General features: G+C 38.1%; 18 protein-coding genes. 10 read left to right on the top strand and 8 right to left on the bottom strand.

Features of this window, described 5'->3' with window-relative positions; all coding sequences use genetic code 11:
• Positions 1-5 precede the first annotated feature (5 nt).
• Complete coding sequence (locus tag KRODI_RS05375; RefSeq protein ID WP_013750567.1) at positions 6-737, bottom strand: lysophospholipid acyltransferase family protein; 732 nt, start codon at positions 735-737, stop codon at positions 6-8.
• 70 nt (positions 738-807) lie between these two features.
• Here KRODI_RS05375 and trpS point away from each other — a divergent pair, with 70 nt between their 5' ends.
• From trpS to KRODI_RS05390, 3 genes are all read left to right on the top strand, one after another.
• Positions 808-1,779 (top strand): tryptophan--tRNA ligase, encoded by a 972-nt coding sequence (gene trpS / locus KRODI_RS05380; protein WP_013750568.1) that lies wholly within the window; start codon positions 808-810, stop codon positions 1,777-1,779.
• Positions 1,780-1,946: 167 nt separating this feature from the next.
• Complete coding sequence (locus KRODI_RS05385; RefSeq protein WP_013750569.1) at positions 1,947-2,399, top strand: 6-pyruvoyl trahydropterin synthase family protein; 453 nt, start codon at positions 1,947-1,949, stop codon at positions 2,397-2,399.
• 6 nt (positions 2,400-2,405) lie between these two features.
• Positions 2,406-3,167: a UDP-2,3-diacylglucosamine diphosphatase gene (locus KRODI_RS05390; RefSeq protein WP_041295816.1), complete on the top strand. Its 762-nt coding sequence runs from the start codon at positions 2,406-2,408 to the stop codon at positions 3,165-3,167.
• 69 nt (positions 3,168-3,236) lie between these two features.
• Here the strand turns inward: KRODI_RS05390 and recJ are convergent, their stop codons facing one another.
• The 3 genes from recJ to KRODI_RS05405 are packed head-to-tail and all read right to left on the bottom strand — an operon-like array spanning position 3,237 to position 6,920.
• Positions 3,237-4,928 carry a single-stranded-DNA-specific exonuclease RecJ gene (gene recJ / locus KRODI_RS05395; protein WP_013750571.1) on the bottom strand — a complete coding sequence of 564 codons (1,692 nt, stop codon included), beginning with the start codon at positions 4,926-4,928 and terminating at the stop codon, positions 3,237-3,239.
• Complete coding sequence (locus KRODI_RS05400; protein WP_013750572.1) at positions 4,928-6,463, bottom strand: SPOR domain-containing protein; 1,536 nt, start codon at positions 6,461-6,463, stop codon at positions 4,928-4,930. The genes recJ and KRODI_RS05400 overlap by 1 nt, the downstream gene beginning before the upstream one ends.
• 4 nt (positions 6,464-6,467) lie before the next feature.
• On the bottom strand, positions 6,468-6,920 hold the full coding sequence (locus tag KRODI_RS05405) for an OsmC family protein (protein ID WP_013750573.1): 453 nt from the start codon (positions 6,918-6,920) through the stop codon (positions 6,468-6,470).
• 107 nt (positions 6,921-7,027) lie between these two features.
• Between KRODI_RS05405 and KRODI_RS05410 the strand changes: the two genes are divergently transcribed.
• From KRODI_RS05410 to KRODI_RS05440, 7 genes are all read left to right on the top strand, one after another.
• The gene (locus tag KRODI_RS05410; RefSeq protein WP_013750574.1) at positions 7,028-7,618 is read left to right on the top strand and encodes a carboxymuconolactone decarboxylase family protein; all 591 of its coding nucleotides are present in this window, start codon (positions 7,028-7,030) and stop codon (positions 7,616-7,618) included.
• Positions 7,619-7,646: 28 nt separating this feature from the next.
• A complete protein-coding gene (locus KRODI_RS05415) occupies positions 7,647-8,282 on the top strand; it encodes a porin family protein (protein ID WP_013750575.1) in 636 nt (211 codons plus the stop codon).
• A 106-nt stretch (positions 8,283-8,388) separates the two neighbouring features.
• Positions 8,389-11,796, top strand: a complete 3,408-nt coding sequence (gene ileS / locus KRODI_RS05420) for an isoleucine--tRNA ligase (RefSeq protein WP_013750576.1) — start codon at positions 8,389-8,391, stop codon at positions 11,794-11,796.
• A 2-nt stretch (positions 11,797-11,798) separates the two neighbouring features.
• On the top strand, positions 11,799-12,182 hold the full coding sequence (locus tag KRODI_RS05425) for a TraR/DksA family transcriptional regulator (RefSeq protein WP_013750577.1): 384 nt from the start codon (positions 11,799-11,801) through the stop codon (positions 12,180-12,182).
• An 88-nt stretch (positions 12,183-12,270) separates the two neighbouring features.
• Positions 12,271-12,729 carry a hypothetical protein gene (locus tag KRODI_RS05430; protein WP_041295626.1) on the top strand — a complete coding sequence of 153 codons (459 nt, stop codon included), beginning with the start codon at positions 12,271-12,273 and terminating at the stop codon, positions 12,727-12,729.
• A 15-nt stretch (positions 12,730-12,744) separates the two neighbouring features.
• Positions 12,745-13,371, top strand: a complete 627-nt coding sequence (locus tag KRODI_RS05435) for a hypothetical protein (RefSeq protein WP_013750579.1) — start codon at positions 12,745-12,747, stop codon at positions 13,369-13,371.
• 34 nt (positions 13,372-13,405) lie between these two features.
• A complete protein-coding gene (locus KRODI_RS05440) occupies positions 13,406-14,041 on the top strand; it encodes a lipoprotein signal peptidase (protein WP_013750580.1) in 636 nt (211 codons plus the stop codon).
• Here the strand turns inward: KRODI_RS05440 and KRODI_RS05445 are convergent.
• The 4 genes from KRODI_RS05445 to KRODI_RS05460 are packed head-to-tail and all read right to left on the bottom strand — an operon-like array spanning position 14,038 to position 17,216.
• Positions 14,038-14,454 carry a response regulator gene (locus tag KRODI_RS05445; protein WP_013750581.1) on the bottom strand — a complete coding sequence of 139 codons (417 nt, stop codon included), beginning with the start codon at positions 14,452-14,454 and terminating at the stop codon, positions 14,038-14,040. The genes KRODI_RS05440 and KRODI_RS05445 overlap by 4 nt on opposite strands.
• A 20-nt stretch (positions 14,455-14,474) precedes the next feature.
• On the bottom strand, positions 14,475-15,626 hold the full coding sequence (locus tag KRODI_RS05450) for a PAS domain-containing sensor histidine kinase (RefSeq protein WP_013750582.1): 1,152 nt from the start codon (positions 15,624-15,626) through the stop codon (positions 14,475-14,477).
• Positions 15,627-15,673: 47 nt separating this feature from the next.
• Entirely contained in the window at positions 15,674-16,237 is a 564-nt protein-coding gene (locus KRODI_RS05455; RefSeq protein WP_013750583.1) for a 5-formyltetrahydrofolate cyclo-ligase, read from the bottom strand.
• A complete protein-coding gene (locus KRODI_RS05460; protein WP_013750584.1) occupies positions 16,218-17,216 on the bottom strand; it encodes a succinylglutamate desuccinylase/aspartoacylase family protein in 999 nt (332 codons plus the stop codon). The genes KRODI_RS05455 and KRODI_RS05460 overlap by 20 nt, the downstream gene beginning before the upstream one ends.
• Positions 17,217-17,218: the final 2 nt, after the last annotated feature.

Raw genomic sequence — 17,218 nt, forward strand, 5'->3', positions numbered from 1 at the left:
TCATCCTACTTAGTTAATTCATGTAAGATAACCTCGCGTGTTTGCTCTCTCAAAGCTCTCTTATCATCTTGCGTCATCTCTATCGTAGAAATAAAATGATGCACCTTTGCTCTCATCACTCCTGGAACTCCTTTGAAAAATGAGTAAGGAAATCGCTTCTTATTATCATAAAAGGTAATAGGCACTATAGGAAGATGATGGTCTATTGCGAGTCTAAAAGCTCCATCTTTAAAAATATCTAGCACTAGTGACAAATCGTTAGGAACGCCACCTTCTGGAAAAATACAGATACTAAAACCCTGACTAAGGCGTCGCTGCGCTTGATCAAATACTTGCTTACGACTGCGTGCATTACCTCTATCTACTAAGATACAAGTGCGCTTATAAAAGAACCCAAACAATGGCAGCTTTGCCAGCTCTGCTTTACCTACAAATACAAAAGGACTTTTTGCAAGATGAAGCATTAACAGAATATCCATCATAGAGGTGTGGTTACTCACCAGCATATACCCTTTGCCTCGCTCAAATTTCTCTTCACGAGTCACCTTTGGAAACAAGCCCATGAGTAACATAATAGTACGAGCCCATATTTGCGCTAGACGGAAAAACATTCCGTACCACGTTTCTTTGAGGATACTTATAATGAGAAGTGGCGATAAAATAAGTATCACCACAAGCATTAAAAAGTAAAACCATACTTTCCAAACAGCAACCGCTATGTTTCTTAAAAAATGCATGGTGCCAAAAATAGGTAATTCGCCCTAGCCAATGCGTAGAAAAAGTTAACTTTGCTTTTTACTTAATTTTATGTCAAGAATACTTACTGGTGTACAAAGTACAGGTACACCCCACTTAGGAAATTTATTAGGAGCGATTATCCCTGCCATCGAGATGGCAAATAATCCTGCAAACGAGGCGTTTCTCTTCATTGCAGATATGCACTCGCTTACTCAGATAAAAGACGGTGCACAACTACGTCACAACACCTACAGTACAGCAGCAACGTGGCTTGCCTTTGGTCTTGATATTAATAAAACGGTTTTTTACAGACAGAGTGACGTACCACAAACGGCAGAGCTTACTTGGTATTTGAGCTGTTTCTTCCCGTACCAGCGACTTACACTTGCTCACAGTTTTAAGGATAAAGCAGACCGTCTAGAAGATGTAAACGCAGGTTTATTTACCTACCCTATGCTTATGGCCGCAGATATATTACTGTATGATGCAGAGATTGTACCCGTGGGGAAAGATCAAGCGCAGCATATAGAAATGACTCGTGATGTTGCTAGCCGTTTTCATGCAGCTACTGGCAAGGAAGTTTTTGTACTACCAGAAGCTAGTCATAATGAAGAAACCATGTATATTCCAGGTACAGACGGTGCAAAGATGTCTAAGTCTAAAGGAAATATTATTGATATCTTCTTGACAGATAAGAAGCTACGCAAGCAAATTATGGGAATTAAAACAGACAGCACTCCTATGGAAGAACCTATGGAAACAGAGGGCTGTAATGTGTTCAACCTTTATAAATTACTAGCATCACCAGAACAAATAGACCGCTTACGCGAAAATTATAAACGCACAGACTTTGGCTATGGTCACGCAAAGCAGGCTGTTTATGAGGTGATTTTAGAGAGATATGCGACACAGCGTGAGAAATATCATTATTATATGGACAACCTCAACGAGATAGATGCTGCACTAAAAGTAGGAGCAGAAAAAGCAACCAAGGTAGCAAATGGAGTGCTTGATCGTGTGCGTAAAGTGGTTGGTTATTAATAATCTAAAATTGAAATAGTATGGACTTCATGAGCTTTTTAAGCGGTAACGGTTTGTTCCTCATCTTGGGACTTGTATTGATTATCGTAGTTTTGTACAACAAATTTAAAAGAAGACGTTAATTACGGTATTCATATTTTCGCGAAAGCGAAAACCAATAATATAGTATGTCAAAAATTAGAATTACAAAACAATTTACATTTGAAACTGGTCATGCACTTTACGGCTATGATGGGAAGTGTAAGAATGTGCACGGTCATAGTTACAAACTAAGTGTGACGGTGATAGGACAGCCTATTTCTGATACAGGTAACGCAAAACTGGGGATGGTTATCGATTTTGGCGATTTAAAGAAAATTGTAAATCGTGAGATTGTAAATGTCTTTGATCACGCTACCGTTTTTAATAAAAACACGCCTCACGTAGAGCTTGCAAAAGAGCTTTCTGACCGTGGTCATGATGTGCTTTTAGTAGACTATCAACCTACAAGTGAGATGATGGTGATAGACTTTGCTGCAAAAATTCAATCATTTTTACCAGATAGTATAAAATTACACTCATTACGCCTGTCTGAAACGGCAACCAGCTATGCCGAATGGCACGCTGCAGATCAAGATTAAATGAAGATAACACTCCCAAAAGGAAAGAAAATCTATTTCTCAAGTGACAATCACTTGGGCGCTCCTACTATGGAAGAAAGTCGTCCTCGTGAACGTAAATTCTTGCGATGGCTAGAGATGGCACGCAAGGATGCACAGGCTATTTTCTTAATGGGAGACCTCTTTGATTTTTGGTTTGAGTACAAGACTGTAGTACCTAAAGGATTTGTTCGCACACTAGGCAAACTAGCCGAGATGCGTGACGAAGGTATTGAGATTTACTTTTTTGTGGGTAACCACGACCTCTGGATGAATGGCTATTTTCAAGATGAGCTAGGCATCCCTGTGTATCATGATCCAAAAATTTTCACTATAAATGATAAAAAGTTCTTTTTAGGTCACGGAGATGGCTTGGGTCCTGGAGACATGGGTTACAAACGCATGAAAAAAGTGTTTAGAGGGAAGTTTTTTCAATGGCTTTTTCGCTGGGGACATCCAGACATTGGGATGAAAATTGCTCAATACATGTCTGTAAAAAATAAACTCATTTCTGGTGATGATGATTACGTGTTTCTAGGCGAAAATCAAGAGTGGCTGGCTACCTATGCCAAGCGTAAGCTAGAAACGGAGCATTTTGACTTTTTTATTTTTGGACATCGTCATTTACCTATGACTATCCAAGTGGGCGAGCGCTCCACATATTATAATCTAGGTGACTGGATACATCATTATACCTATGGAGTATATGATGAGCATGGCTTCGAATTAAAGGAGTTTCTTGAGAAGTAAAGTATCTGAGAAAGTTTTCAATATTTAACCTTTTAAGAGAATCCTGCTTCTAGACTAAAATACCCAAATTTATTGTATATCCTTAAGTCTTAACTGCAAACTCACATTCCCGTTCCATTCATTTTCATCAAGGGAATATGCCGCTTTAAAGATTTTTTTATCTTCAATGAGCTCGTATTTATCTCCTAGATTAAAACCTATACATCCTATACGTTGCCCTCGATTGTTTTGTATTACAGTGGCCTTTAAGTGTGTTTGATCTGCTCCTACTTTTTTACCATAACCTGTGTCTATTAGGTTTTGAGTCATAAATGTAGGTGACATATTCTGAGGTCCAAAAGGAGCAAACTGTTTTAAAATACGGTGAAATTTAGGCGTAATATCTGCAAGGTCTATCTCTGAATCAATAGCAATTTCTGGAACTAGCAATCGCTCATCACAACTAGCAGCAACTACCTGTTCAAATTTTTCTTTAAATGCTTCATACTGCTCTGGAGCCAATGTAAGTCCTGCGGCATATTTATGCCCACCAAATTGCTCTATATGCTCAGCACATTCATGCAAGGCGTTATACACGTCAAAACCTTTTACAGATCTTGCAGAGGCTGCATATTTATCTCCGCTTCTCGTAAACACTAAGGTAGGACGGTAATATGTTTCTATTAATCTTGAAGCCACAATGCCTATCACTCCTTTATGCCAGTCTTCTTGAAAAACAACGGTGGTTTTATTTCCCTCTTCTTTGCTCTCTATAATTTGATCTAGGGCTTGCTGAGTGATACTCTTATCTGCTTCCTTTCGGTCGGAGTTATATTGCTCTATTTCTGATGCAAATTTGATGGCTGCATCAAGGTTTGTCTCCCGCAATAAGGTTACAGCATGGTTACCGTGTACCATTCTTCCCGCAGCGTTTATACGCGGTCCTATGATAAAAACCACATCTGTAATAGTAAGCGTTTGCTTTTTGACTTGTTTTATAATGGCTTCAAAACCTGCTCGAGGCGCATGATTTATTACATTAAGCCCGTGGTAAGCAAGGATTCTATTTTCTCCTGTGATAGGTACGATATCTGCACCTATTGCCGTAGCAACAAGATCTAAGTAAGGAAGAAGCTCTTCAAAGTTTTGCTTTCGCGAAAGCGCAATTGCACTTATTAATTTAAATCCTACACCACAGCCGCATAACTCATCATAAGGGTATGAGCAATCTTCTCTTTTTGGATCTAAAATTGCAACCGCATCTGGTAGCTGATCACCTGGTCTGTGGTGATCACAAATAATAAAGTCGATTCCTTTTTCTTTTGCATAAGCCACCTTTTCAATCGCTTTTACACCACAATCTAATGCGATGATAAGTGTCATATCATTATCTGCAGCAAAGTCTATTCCCATATAAGAAACACCATAACCCTCTGCATAGCGGTCTGGAATGTAGGTCGCCACTTGTGGGTGGATAGTGTCGAGATAAGAACTCATTAAGGCAACACTTGTGGTCCCGTCTACATCATAATCACCAAAGACAAGAATATTTTCGCCTTGAGCTATTGCTTGCTCAATACGTGCTACCGCAACATCCATATCTTTCATTAAGAATGGATCATATAAGTCATCTAGAGACGGACGGAAAAATTGTTTTGCTTTTTCAAACGTGTCTATGTCACGCTGTATGAGTAAACGAGAAATAGGCTCCTCTACTCCAAGTTCTTTGGCGAGGTTTGTAACTTTTTGTGCTTCTGGTTTTGGTTTTAAAGTCCAACGCATTAATCAAGATTAATTTTGAGCATCCATGATTCTTTTAAATCGGGCATTGTTCTTACTTCTTCTAGTTTTTTATAGAGTGCGGCTGCATTCATTCCAGCATCTACAAACACATAAAAGTAATTATTATCTGGGCGGAAAAACATTTGTGGCTCGAGACCTTTTGTAGCAAGAATAGCCATCCAGTTTTCGGCATTTGTAGCGTTTGAAAATACGTTAGTCACTACGTAGTATCCCGCTCCTATATTTTCAACCTTAAGCGATGGTTTTTCAAGTAGCGAGGCAAGTTCTTTGTTTACCACTTCTGGTGCCACATATACTGGCTTAGGCTCGTCTGGATCTGGAGGTACCGCGATAGCTACCTGCTGGTTTGTCATCATCTTATTAGGTAATTGCTCAGTTACCACTTGCTCAGTAGAAGCAACGCTGGTGTTATTTTTCTCTTTATAATAACGCTCACTTATCGTCGTTTGGAATGCAGTAAAAAATAAGAAAAAACGGTCTGATCTTGTTTTAAATCTCATTTTTACTCCTCCCGTACTATTTGCTATAATTGTATTCTGAGCAGTTGGTATTTTAATTTTAGCAAGGTCAAAGCCTAGTGTGTTTAAACTATTTGGAACTCTATTTGTGGCTCTTTTGTCATTTATTGTAATGGTACTATTAAAGAAATTACTTGATGCTCTCACGCTATTATCTAGCGTAACAAAAACCTTCGTTTTAGGATCAAAAATACCAATCTCATCACGACCTAAAGTCACGTCACCCTCTAAAGCTCCAATGGTAATCGCTGTTTCTAACTCTCCCTTTTCTGAAGATTGAAAATTGCCAAAATCTACTTCGACAGCTTTTTTATTTACAAATTCAAATCCGTGAAAGGTAGTCACATATTGTAATGGCTGTGTCTCATCTTCGTACACCACATATAATAACCACCCAGCAGAACTTCCTCCTATAATTTCACCTTGAGACGCACTTACATTTGCTACAGTCACTTGGCCATTAATACTGCCCTGCATTAAGGCTGTAACGTCTGCCATACATGCATAAGGCGCTCGAGAGCTTATAGAATTATGTGTTGCATCCTCGCCATCATAAATGAGTGAGCCTTGTATATTTTCATAAGTTCCACTAGGTAGTTTTAACTTTACGGTTCTTATGTCATGAGCACGGTCATCTAGTTTTTTATGATAAACCTGACCGTCTTTTAAACGTTTTCCACTACGCTCACCATGATAGGTTCCAGACCAGTACAATCCAGCATACACAACCTTTGCTCCTTCTCTCAACGCTAAGTGAGCGCTGCTTGAACTCCATGTGCTTTGATCATCATCGATGTCTACATAGCGCATTTTAAACTCATCGTTTATTTTCTCGAGATCATTAAATGGTTTTTCTGAGTCTTTGCTTAATATATTATTACCCACCACGGCAGTGTTGCCGCGTATGTAAAATTCTTTATCTCTAGTAAAAGTTTTTGAATCCTGAGCAGTTGCTATTATAGGAAGCATGCAAAGAAAGCTCAATAGTTTTTTCATTATTCTAGTTTTCGCTCTCTTCATTTAATGCAGAAAGCGCGTGATAGTGTACGCCTACTTTCAAATCGGCAAATTTTCTAAACATTTCCATAACCCCACAATATTGCTCTTCAGAGAGTGTTACTGCTTTTTGTATTTTTTCTTCATTTAAGTCATCACCATAAAAGTGATAATCTAGCCATACGGTGTGATATGTTTTAGGGTGCTCCTCTGTAAGTTCTCCTTTTACGACCATTTTAAATTTAGGTACATCTACCCTCATCTTGTTGAGTACAAACACCACATCTAGACCAGTACATCCCGCAAGACCAGAAAGCATCATCGCCTTAGGACCCATCCCGTCATTATTACCTCCATTTTCTGGAGAAGTATCTATGAGTACTTTATAACCCGTAGGGCTATCTGTCTCAAATTGCATTCCTTGTTTATAAATTGTAGTTACTGTATGTCCAGCCATTTTAAGTATGTTTTGCTTGAAATATGAAGGTACAAAATTGGTAGATAAAATGCCTATATTGCTTTCGCGAAAGCATAAAATCAACACTAACCTTCTTAAAAAATAGTATGCCATTAGTAACACCACTCTCTGCCGAACACGACGAAACAACCAAAGAACTTGCCCTATTTTTTAATGAAACACTAGGCTTTTGTCCTAACTCGGTACTTACCATGCAGCGTCGTCCTGATATCTCGCGGGCATTTATAAATCTTAACAAAGCCGTGATGGCAAACCAAGGCCGAGTGACTTCTGCCTTAAAACGTATGATTGCGTGGGTGTCTAGTAATGCTACTGGATGTCGTTACTGCCAGGCGCACGCTATACGTGCTGCAGAGCGTTATGGAGCAGAACAAGAGCAACTAGATAACATCTGGGAGTATCGCACACACGATGCCTTTTCTGATGCAGAGCGTGCTGCGCTTGATTTCTCACTAGCAGCAAGTCAAGTACCAAATGCCGTAGACGCAAAAATCAAGGAGAAATTATACAAATACTGGGATGAAGGTGAGATTGTAGAAATGCTGGGAGTGATATCGCTCTTTGGATACCTTAATCGCTGGAATGACTCTATGGGAACTACACTGGAGGAAGATGCCATAGATTCTGGAAATCAATACCTCGGAAAGCACGGTTTTGAAGTAGGAAAACACGTGTAAGTTTATATTTGAAATTTAATTTAAAAGAATGAAAAAAATAATTTTCTCATTAACAATTTGCCTTTTTATAGCTGCAGTTTCTTATGCTCAAAATGATATAAGTTATGGTATAAAAGGTGGACTCAATTACGCTAATCTCGTTTATGAATTTGAAGATTCAAACAATGATTTTTTAGATTTTAATGCCAAGGTTGGCTTTTATGCAGGTGGTTTTATAAACATTAGCCTCAGTGATAAGTTCTCGCTACAACCAGAATTACTTTATAGTAGTCAAGGAGCTAAACTAGACATAGATTATAGTCAGGTTCTAGTATTTGATCAAAACGACCCTACATTTTTTGCGAATGAAGAAGATGTAAATGTAAAACAGAGTAAGCTTCTGCTGCCTATACTATTACAATATAAGATTGGTAGTGACTTTAGCTTATTTCTTGGTCCGCAAATTACCTACACACTAAATTTCGAAACGGAAGTGAAGAATGGTGATGAACTAGTAGTTTCTAGATTTCAAGATGATGATAAAATTGGAGTTGATGCAAGCGCAAGAATAGGCTATAAAGCTTCAGAGAATATGATGATTGAATTGGGCTACTTTAGAGGCCTTACCAATCAAAATTCTGTGAAGGCTTCAGTGTTTCAACTGGGGCTTGCTTACAAACTTTAGTCATTAATAAATTTCAAAGAAGTGCCTCAAGATGTTATCATCTTGAGGCACTTCTTTATTGCCTAAAAATCTCGTAAATTCGCGCACAACATTTAAAGACTACAAAATGAGCGCTAAGTTCACTGAATATAAAGGATTAGACCTTCCTAACATCGCTAGCGAGGTACTTGCCTACTGGAAAGAAAATGACGTTTTTGAGAAGTCGGTTACTTCTCGAGAAGGAGCAAAACCGTATGTGTTTTTTGAAGGACCACCTTCGGCAAACGGACTACCGGGTGTACACCACGTACTAGCGCGTGCGATTAAAGATATTTTTCCTCGTTACAAAACGATGAAAGGCTTTCAGGTAAAGCGTAAAGCGGGATGGGACACACACGGACTTCCTGTAGAACTTGGTGTTGAAAAAGAACTTGGTATTACCAAAGAAGATATCGGCACAAAAATCACTGTAGAAGAGTATAATGAAGCTTGTAAAAAAGCCGTGATGCGCTACACAGATATCTGGAACGACCTTACAGAAAAAATGGGCTACTGGGTAGATATGGAAGATCCATACATCACCTACAAGGCTAAGTATATGGAAACCGTATGGTGGCTACTTAAGCAAATCTATAACAAAGATTTACTATACAAAGGGTACACCATCCAGCCGTATTCTCCTAAGGCGGGAACGGGATTAAGCTCTCACGAACTTAACCAGCCTGGCTGTTACCGCGATGTGACAGATACTACGGTGGTGGCACAATTTAAAATCACAGATCAAGGTGAAAACCCACTTGCAAAAGAACTTGCAGACGGGAATACTTACTTTATCGCCTGGACGACGACTCCTTGGACACTACCTTCAAACACGGCACTTACCGTAGGGAAAAAGATAGATTATGTTCTCGTTGAGACATTTAACCAGTACACATTTGAGCCAGTAAAAGTTATCCTTGCTAAGAATTTAATCTCTAAGCAGTTTGATAAGAAATTTGTTTCCGCTTCCGCGAAAGAAGAGCTGGACGCATATACTGCTGGAGATAAAAAAATACCATACTACGTAGCTAGAGAATTTAAAGGAGCAGACCTTCTTGAACTTCGCTACGAGCAACTATTTGACTTTGTACAACCTAATGATAATCCTCAAGATGCCTTCCGTGTAATAGCTGGAGACTTTGTAACGACAGAGGATGGAACAGGTATCGTACACACAGCACCTACTTTTGGTGCAGATGATGCTTTGGTTGCAAAACTAGCTTCACCAGAAATTCCGCCGCTTCTTATTAAAAATGAAGATGGTAACCTTGTGCCGCTTGTGGATCTTCAGGGTAAATTTCGCCCTGAGCTCAAAGAGTTTGGAAACAAGTACATCAAGAATGAATATTATGCAGATGGTGAGGCTCCAGAACGTTCTATGGACGTGGAACTTGCGATACGCTTAAAAGAAGAAAATAAAGCTTTTAAGGTAGAGAAGTACGTGCACAGTTACCCACATTGCTGGCGTACAGATAAGCCGGTACTTTACTACCCGCTCGATTCTTGGTTTATAAAAGTGACCGATTTTAAAGATCGTATGCACGAGCTTAACCTTGGCGTAAACTGGAAACCTAAGTCTACAGGTGAAGGACGTTTTGGAAACTGGCTTGCAAATGCAAACGACTGGAACTTATCACGTAGCCGTTTCTGGGGAATACCGCTTCCTATATGGCGTACCGAAGATGGAAAAGAAGAAATACTCATAGGCTCTATAGCCGAACTTAAAGCCGAAATCCAAAAGGCACTTGACAAAGGTGTGATGGACACAGATCCATTTGAAGGGTTTAAAGTGGGCGATATGAGTGAGGAAAATTACGAGCTTGTAGATCTCCATAAAAACATTGTAGATAAAATTACGCTAGTCTCAGATAGTGGGCAGCCTATGACACGTGAAGCAGACCTTATAGATGTATGGTTTGACTCTGGATCTATGCCGTATGCACAATGGCACTATCCTTTTGAAAATAAAGAACTCGTAGAAGACACTTGGCGTAAAGCAGATTTTATAGCCGAAGGTGTAGACCAAACTCGTGGATGGTTTTATACATTGCACGCTATTGCAACGATGATCTTTGACGATGTAGCCTATAAAAATGTCGTTTCTAACGGACTTGTACTTGACAAGAATGGGCAGAAGATGTCTAAGCGTCTTGGTAATGCAACAGATCCTTTTGAGACCTTAGAAAAATACGGACCAGATGCAACGCGCTGGTATATGATTTCTAACGCAAACCCTTGGGATAACCTCAAGTTTGATTTGGAAGGAATAGAAGAGGTAAAACGTAAGTTCTTCGGGACGCTTTACAACACGTATAACTTCTTTGCGCTGTATGCAAATCTTGATAATTTCGCTTTCGCGGAAGCGGAAATAGAACTTTCTCAACGTCCAGAAATAGACAGATGGATACTATCAGAACTTCATAGTCTTATTGCAGAAGTAGATAAGTTTTATGCCGAATATGAGCCTACCAAAGCAACAAGGGCGATAGACACTTTTGTACAAGAAAACCTGTCTAACTGGTTTGTACGATTAAGTAGAAGACGTTTCTGGAAAGGTGAATATGCAACAGATAAAATCTCTGCATACCAAACATTATATACCTGTCTTGAGACTGTAGCAAAGCTTAGCGCTCCTGTTGCACCATTCTTTATGGAAAAACTCTATAAAGACCTTAATGCTGCTACTGGAAAAGAAGATTTTGAAAGCATACACCTTGCAGAATTCCCCGTGAGTGATGCAACTTATATAGATGCTGCTCTTGAGCATAAAATGCAAAAAGCACAAATAGTAAGCTCACTAACACTCTCATTAAGAGCAAAAGAGAAGATCAAAGTACGCCAACCTTTACAGCGCATTATGATCCCTGTGCTTAATGAAAATGATAAGAATGAGATCCTTGCCGTGGCAGATTTGATTAAATCTGAGGTAAATGTGAAAGAAATTGAGCTCATTTCTGATGATTCTGGGATATTAGTGAAGCAAATCAAACCTAATTTTAAGGTATTAGGACCTCGTTTTGGGAAAGATATGAAGCTCATTGCTAGCAAGATAAACTCACTACAAGCTGAGGATATTGCAAAAATTGAGCAAGATGGTGAATTAACCGTCGAAATTAATGGAGAAAATACTATTTTGCAGGCTGGTGACGTTGAGATAACATCGCAAGACATTGAAGGGTGGCTAGTTGCAAGTAATGCTGGAGTAACAGTAGCTCTAGATGTTACGATAAGTGAAGAGCTCAAAAAAGAAGGTGTGGCACGAGAATTGGTTAACCGTATACAGAACCTACGTAAGGACTCTGGATTTGAAGTGACAGATCGTATCCATATACAGCTACAAGAAGAGCCGTCAATTGCTCAGACAGTACTGACTAACGCAGACTATATTAAAGCAGAAACACTAGCAGATTCTCTTGAATTAGTTCCTACATTAAGTGATGGACTGGAGATTGCTTTTGATGATATAACAACATTTTTAACCATTTCAAAACAATAGTAATGGCAGACGATATACAAGAAAGATTTAGCGATGCACAGCTCGCTGAGTTTAGAGAATTAATAGAAAAGAAGATTGAGAAAGCACAACACGATCTCGAGCTTATTAAAAGTGCCTACCTCAACGATGGAGATAACGGTACAGATGATACCTCTCCACAATTTAAATCTTTTGAGGAAGGTAGCGCCACGATGAGTAAAGAGGCAAACAGTGCACTTGCTATACGTCAAGAAAAATTTATACGCGATCTTAAAAATGCGATTACTCGTATTAATAACAAAACGTACGGTATATGCCGTGTAACTGGAAAACTTATCAATCCAGAACGTTTAAAGTTAGTTCCTCACGCTACATTGAGCATTGAGGCTAAGAATATGCAGGCTTAAGCCTTTTCTTGGATTGAAATTACAAAGTACTCCATTATCAAAAGGATGTTAAAAAAGCGCTCTCTGAGCGCTTTTCAATGTAAATTGAATGACTAAATATTTCTTCAAAATAATTATTGTTTTATTCTCTTTCTTTTTGATTGGCTGTATGTCCAATAAAACACCAGCAAAGAGTCACTACTTGAATCTTTATACTCTCCATAAAAATTACACCCCATCTTCACAAGATCAAAAAGATATAAAAGTTTCAGTTCATCTTAACGAAAATGGTGTCATTATAATTAATGGAGAAGCTCTCTCTATTAACCAATTAGAAACTGAGACTATTCAGTTAATTTTAAACTCAAAAACTTCTCTTCTATTTGAAATATCTTCGAGTGATAGTATTCATACGTTCACTAAAGTTATACTTCCTATTATAAAATTAGCTTATCAAAAAGTAAAAAATGCCGAGTCTCTAAGGAGATTCAAAAAGGATTATCAAGATCTTACACTTGAGGAAAATCTTGAAATAGATTTATATCTTCCTTGGGCTTTTAAATATTAAACTAATATTTTAAAATTGAAAAAACTCTTTTACATAATACTATTCTTTACCACAACATCCCTAATCGCGCAAAAGCGCTTGTCGCAAACCTATGATGCGGCGAGTATAAAAGAATTATATATTAATAGCAATGAGATTTTTGAGATAACTATTAACGCAAGGGATACTGACCAAATCACAGTGCATACCATTATAGATGGGGAAATATTTGCATCTACCCTTTTAAACACTGCTATCGCAAACAATGTACTTAAAATTACTACGGGAAAAACTCCAGATTACGAGCCTTTTAATGATAAGCTCTCAGCACATAAAGTGATGGCTATTGAGCTTGAAATAACGGTTCCTATGGGACTGGACGTGTCTGTGTACAGCACACTTGCAGGCGTAGATATCTATGGAGCCTTCGGGCAAGTGCACATGGATTTGGAAAGAGGACACTTTAAAGGAGAAGGACTTCGCTTTCGCGAAAGCGCAACTATAAACACCATCTCTGGAAGTATTGAACTTGATATTGATAAAGCACATGTTACTGCACAATCTCGTAACGGTACTATCGTTATATCGCCAGAAATTACTCTGGGACCAACTCTCAAACTACAAAGTATACATGGTGATATCACTATAGTAAAATCGTTGTGAATAACCTATTTTTGTCCCTTGTCAAAAAATAATTATGTCTCTTAAGAAAGTCGCCCTTATTGTTTTCCTGATTTTATTAGTAGATCAGGTGTTGAAGGTTTATATAAAAACTAACTTTTACTTACGTGAGAGTATACAAGTTTTTGGTATGGACTGGTTTCAAATCTTTTTTGTTGAAAATCAAGGAGCCGCTTGGGGAGTAGAGTTACCTGGTAAATATGGTAAGATAACCTTATCACTTTTTAGACTTATCATAGCGCCTGTAATTGGGTATTATCTATATAAATCTGCAGTAAATCACGCACCGAAGCTTCTCGTGATTGCATTATCACTCGTCTTTGCTGGAGCAGTAGGTAATATTATAGATTCCCTTATCTATGGATCTATTTTTAGCGAGAGTACTACGAGTCAGATTGCGACTTTTATGCCAGAAGGTGGTGGGTATGCAGACCCTCTCTTCGGAAAAGTGGTAGACATGCTGTATTTCCCGTTTATTCAAGATGCAATGTGGCCAGAATGGGTTCCATTTTTAGGTGGTAAAACATTTACCTTCTTTAATGCTATCTTCAATATAGCAGATATGGCAATAAGCACTGGAGTAGGAATACTGCTTGTATTTAATAAAAGAGTATTTCCTCAGGACGAGAAAGATAATAAGGCAGCAGCTTAAGCCATTTCCTTTTTAAAGACCGCTGCTAGGTCGTCAAGACCAATAGGTTTTACTAAGAAGTCTTTTACTAGATTAAATTCTTGAGATCGCTTTATATCAATAGGATTTATAGACGAGCTTACAATGTATAGCGTGCTATTTTTAAGCGCTGGAAAATTGTACTTACTGAGCTCTTCTAGAAATTTCCATCCATCCATAACTGGCATATTGAGGTCCAATAGTATAATCTGCGGGATAGCTTGTTCCTCTTTATGTAAAAATGTTTTGACGAAGTAATCAAGAGCTTCTTCACCATTTTTAAAAACGATAAGATCTTTTGCAAGTTTACGTATGTCTATCACCTTTGTGATTAAACTTACATACATCTCATCGTCGTCAATTATACATGCTATTTCTATCGGATATTCTGCCATTGTTAATGGTGTGTGCTAGTTTAATCTAATGTCACTATAAATTTTGATCCCTTACCTACTTTACTTTCCACGTTAATTTCGCCGCCCATTGCCTCTACTTCATTACGAGTGAGAAACAAGCCTAGACCCAAGGCATCATCATTACCGTGAAAAGTTTTATAGATTTTAAAAAGCTCTTCTCCATGCTTCTTTAGATCAATCCCTAATCCATTATCTTTTACTAGAAGGTGTACTTTACCATTCTCCTCATAGGTATATAAAGAGATTTCTGGATCACGATCTGGGTGCTTATAACGTATTGCGTTTGTAATTAAGTTTTGTAAAATACTTTCTAGATATGCTTCGATGTATGGAATCTCTTCTACTTCTGAGAAATCTGTGTACATCACGACCTTATTTTCTCTAATTGTTTGCAATAGTCCAGCGACCACGCGATTATATACATCTTGAATTACAACCTTATCTCTTGTTTTACTTGCAACGCTGTGTACGCTTACTATCTTATTGAGATGTCTTAATGTAACATCTAGACTCTTTCCAATCTTTGTGAAATTTTGAAGTAATTCGTTTTGGTCTGCACTTAGATTTGAGCTATCAAATAGCGCTGCAGACATTTGTAAGTTTCCAACTTGAGATCTTAAATTATGAGAAATGATATGAGCAAAATCGTACAGCCGCGAGTTATGTCCCTGTATTAATCTAAAAGACTGTTCTAACTGTTCTTCACGAAGCTTCTCCTCATGAATATTTTGAAAAACTCCTCGTATACCAATAATTTCCTTATCATTATCTCTAAGAGGACGTCCACTTGCTTTTGCCCAGAATATTTCTCCATCATAGGTTCTCATCTTTACATGAGTAGAAAATGATTTTCCTTGAGCACAATCAAAAAAGAGTGCTGTGGCTTTGTCCATATGCTCCTCTGCATAAAAATTAAAACCAGTATTTAATGTGGGCTTATAATCTTTAGGTACGTTAAGAATATTTCTTGCTTGCTCATCAAAGAAGCTCTTTTTATTCTTAAAATCGACACTCCATCCTCCTGCTCCCGTAAGTTCAGAAATCTGTTTATAGTAGAAATTATCCATCGAAAAATAATCAGAAGTACTCGCAGCATTTTTTTCTACGGTAGCATTCTTTTTTCCCTTTAAAGACAATCTAGATAAATTCATCACTATAAGTTATATAGCTATGAATATACCATAATATTCATAATTTTTTAAAAACTATATATCTTTTTCGGTGAAATACAGCGATTTATGCCGATGTCTTGTGTGTTTATATCGATTAAGTGCTCTTCTGGCTCAAAATAGCTAAGACCAATTTTTATAACATCTGGCTTGCATTGAGCAAGAAAACGGTCATAAAAACCTTTACCGTACCCTATACGATTACCCTGCTTATCATAAGCGAGAAGTGGGATAAATACAACATCAAGTTTAGACGCAGGTATTTCTATTCCGTCTTCAGGTTCTGGTATTCCGTAATCATTAACCACTATTTTAGTGCTATCTGTGAGCAAATAATGAGATAGCGTATTTTCCTCAAAATTTGACTTTGAGATGATAACATTCTTGTCTTTTCCTCCTAGAATGGAGAGTAGATACTGAGTATCTATTTCGCGTAAGCGGTCTATTGGAAGGAAAATATGATAGTAATCATGATTCCATATATCCATAGAGAGCGCTTGATTTGCGATTTCTAAACTTCTCTCGTCACGCTCACCTTGTGTGAGTGCTGCTCTTAAGTCTTTATACTTTTTTCTAAGCTCCTGCTTGGTCATCGTTAGGTGTGCGGTCTATAGATATATTAAAAATTGCGTCTCCTTGATAGACTAGCGATGCCTCGTTTACATTAATCACGTATCCTTCGTTTTTTGCCTTTACAACATGACGAAATTTACCGTACGGATCTGTGATTGTGGCTATATGCTGGCCTACAGATAGCCGCTCACCACAACTCACTTTAGTATGTAATAATCCAGAATATTGCGCTCTAAGCCACGTAATAGCATCTACCGTTACAGATTCTTTTAAAACTTCTGGAACCTCAAAATTAGCACCAAGCATTTTTAGATGGTCTAATATTCTCATAGTTCCAAAAACACCTAATCGTGCAATTTCCTTGTCACTTACTTTAGACTTCCCGCCCTCAAAAAGAATCACTGGTTTTCCCATTCTTGCACAAGTGGCTCTATATGATTTTGGTATCATTTTAGAGTGCAAAGTAAATGGTGCGTTAAAGATAGACCCATACTTTAAAGATGTCTCATCTGAGGGTTCTATGCGTACTTGTGCAACATTAAATCTAGATGCTCCACCGGTGTGAAAATCCAAACATATATCTGCTACAGGTAATATTTTCTTTACAAATTGATAGGCAAACCTGCTAGCAAGTGATCCTCTTGGATTTCCTGGGAATACGCGGTTGAGATCTCTTCCATCTGGAAACGTGCGTTTCATATCTAAAAATCCAAAGATATTTACCACCGGCACACAGATGATGGTTCCTCGCTTAGGCTTATTTATCTTTTTTGCGATGAGCTGGCGTACAATTTCAACTCCATTAATTTCATCACCATGAATTCCCGAAGTGATTAAAATTACTGGACCAGGTTTTTTTGCTCGCTCTATGATGATGGGAACCTCTACAGAGGTGGCCGTATAAAGTTTTGCAATATTGAAATTTATAGTAGCGCTCTCACCAGGTATTACCTGTTTACCTAGTATTGTGAGGATGTTGTTTTCGTCTATTTTTGGCACAA

Origin of the sequence: Dokdonia sp. 4H-3-7-5 (assembly GCF_000212355.1) — a bacterium.
In the GTDB taxonomy this organism is placed as follows: Bacteria; Bacteroidota; Bacteroidia; order Flavobacteriales; family Flavobacteriaceae; genus Dokdonia.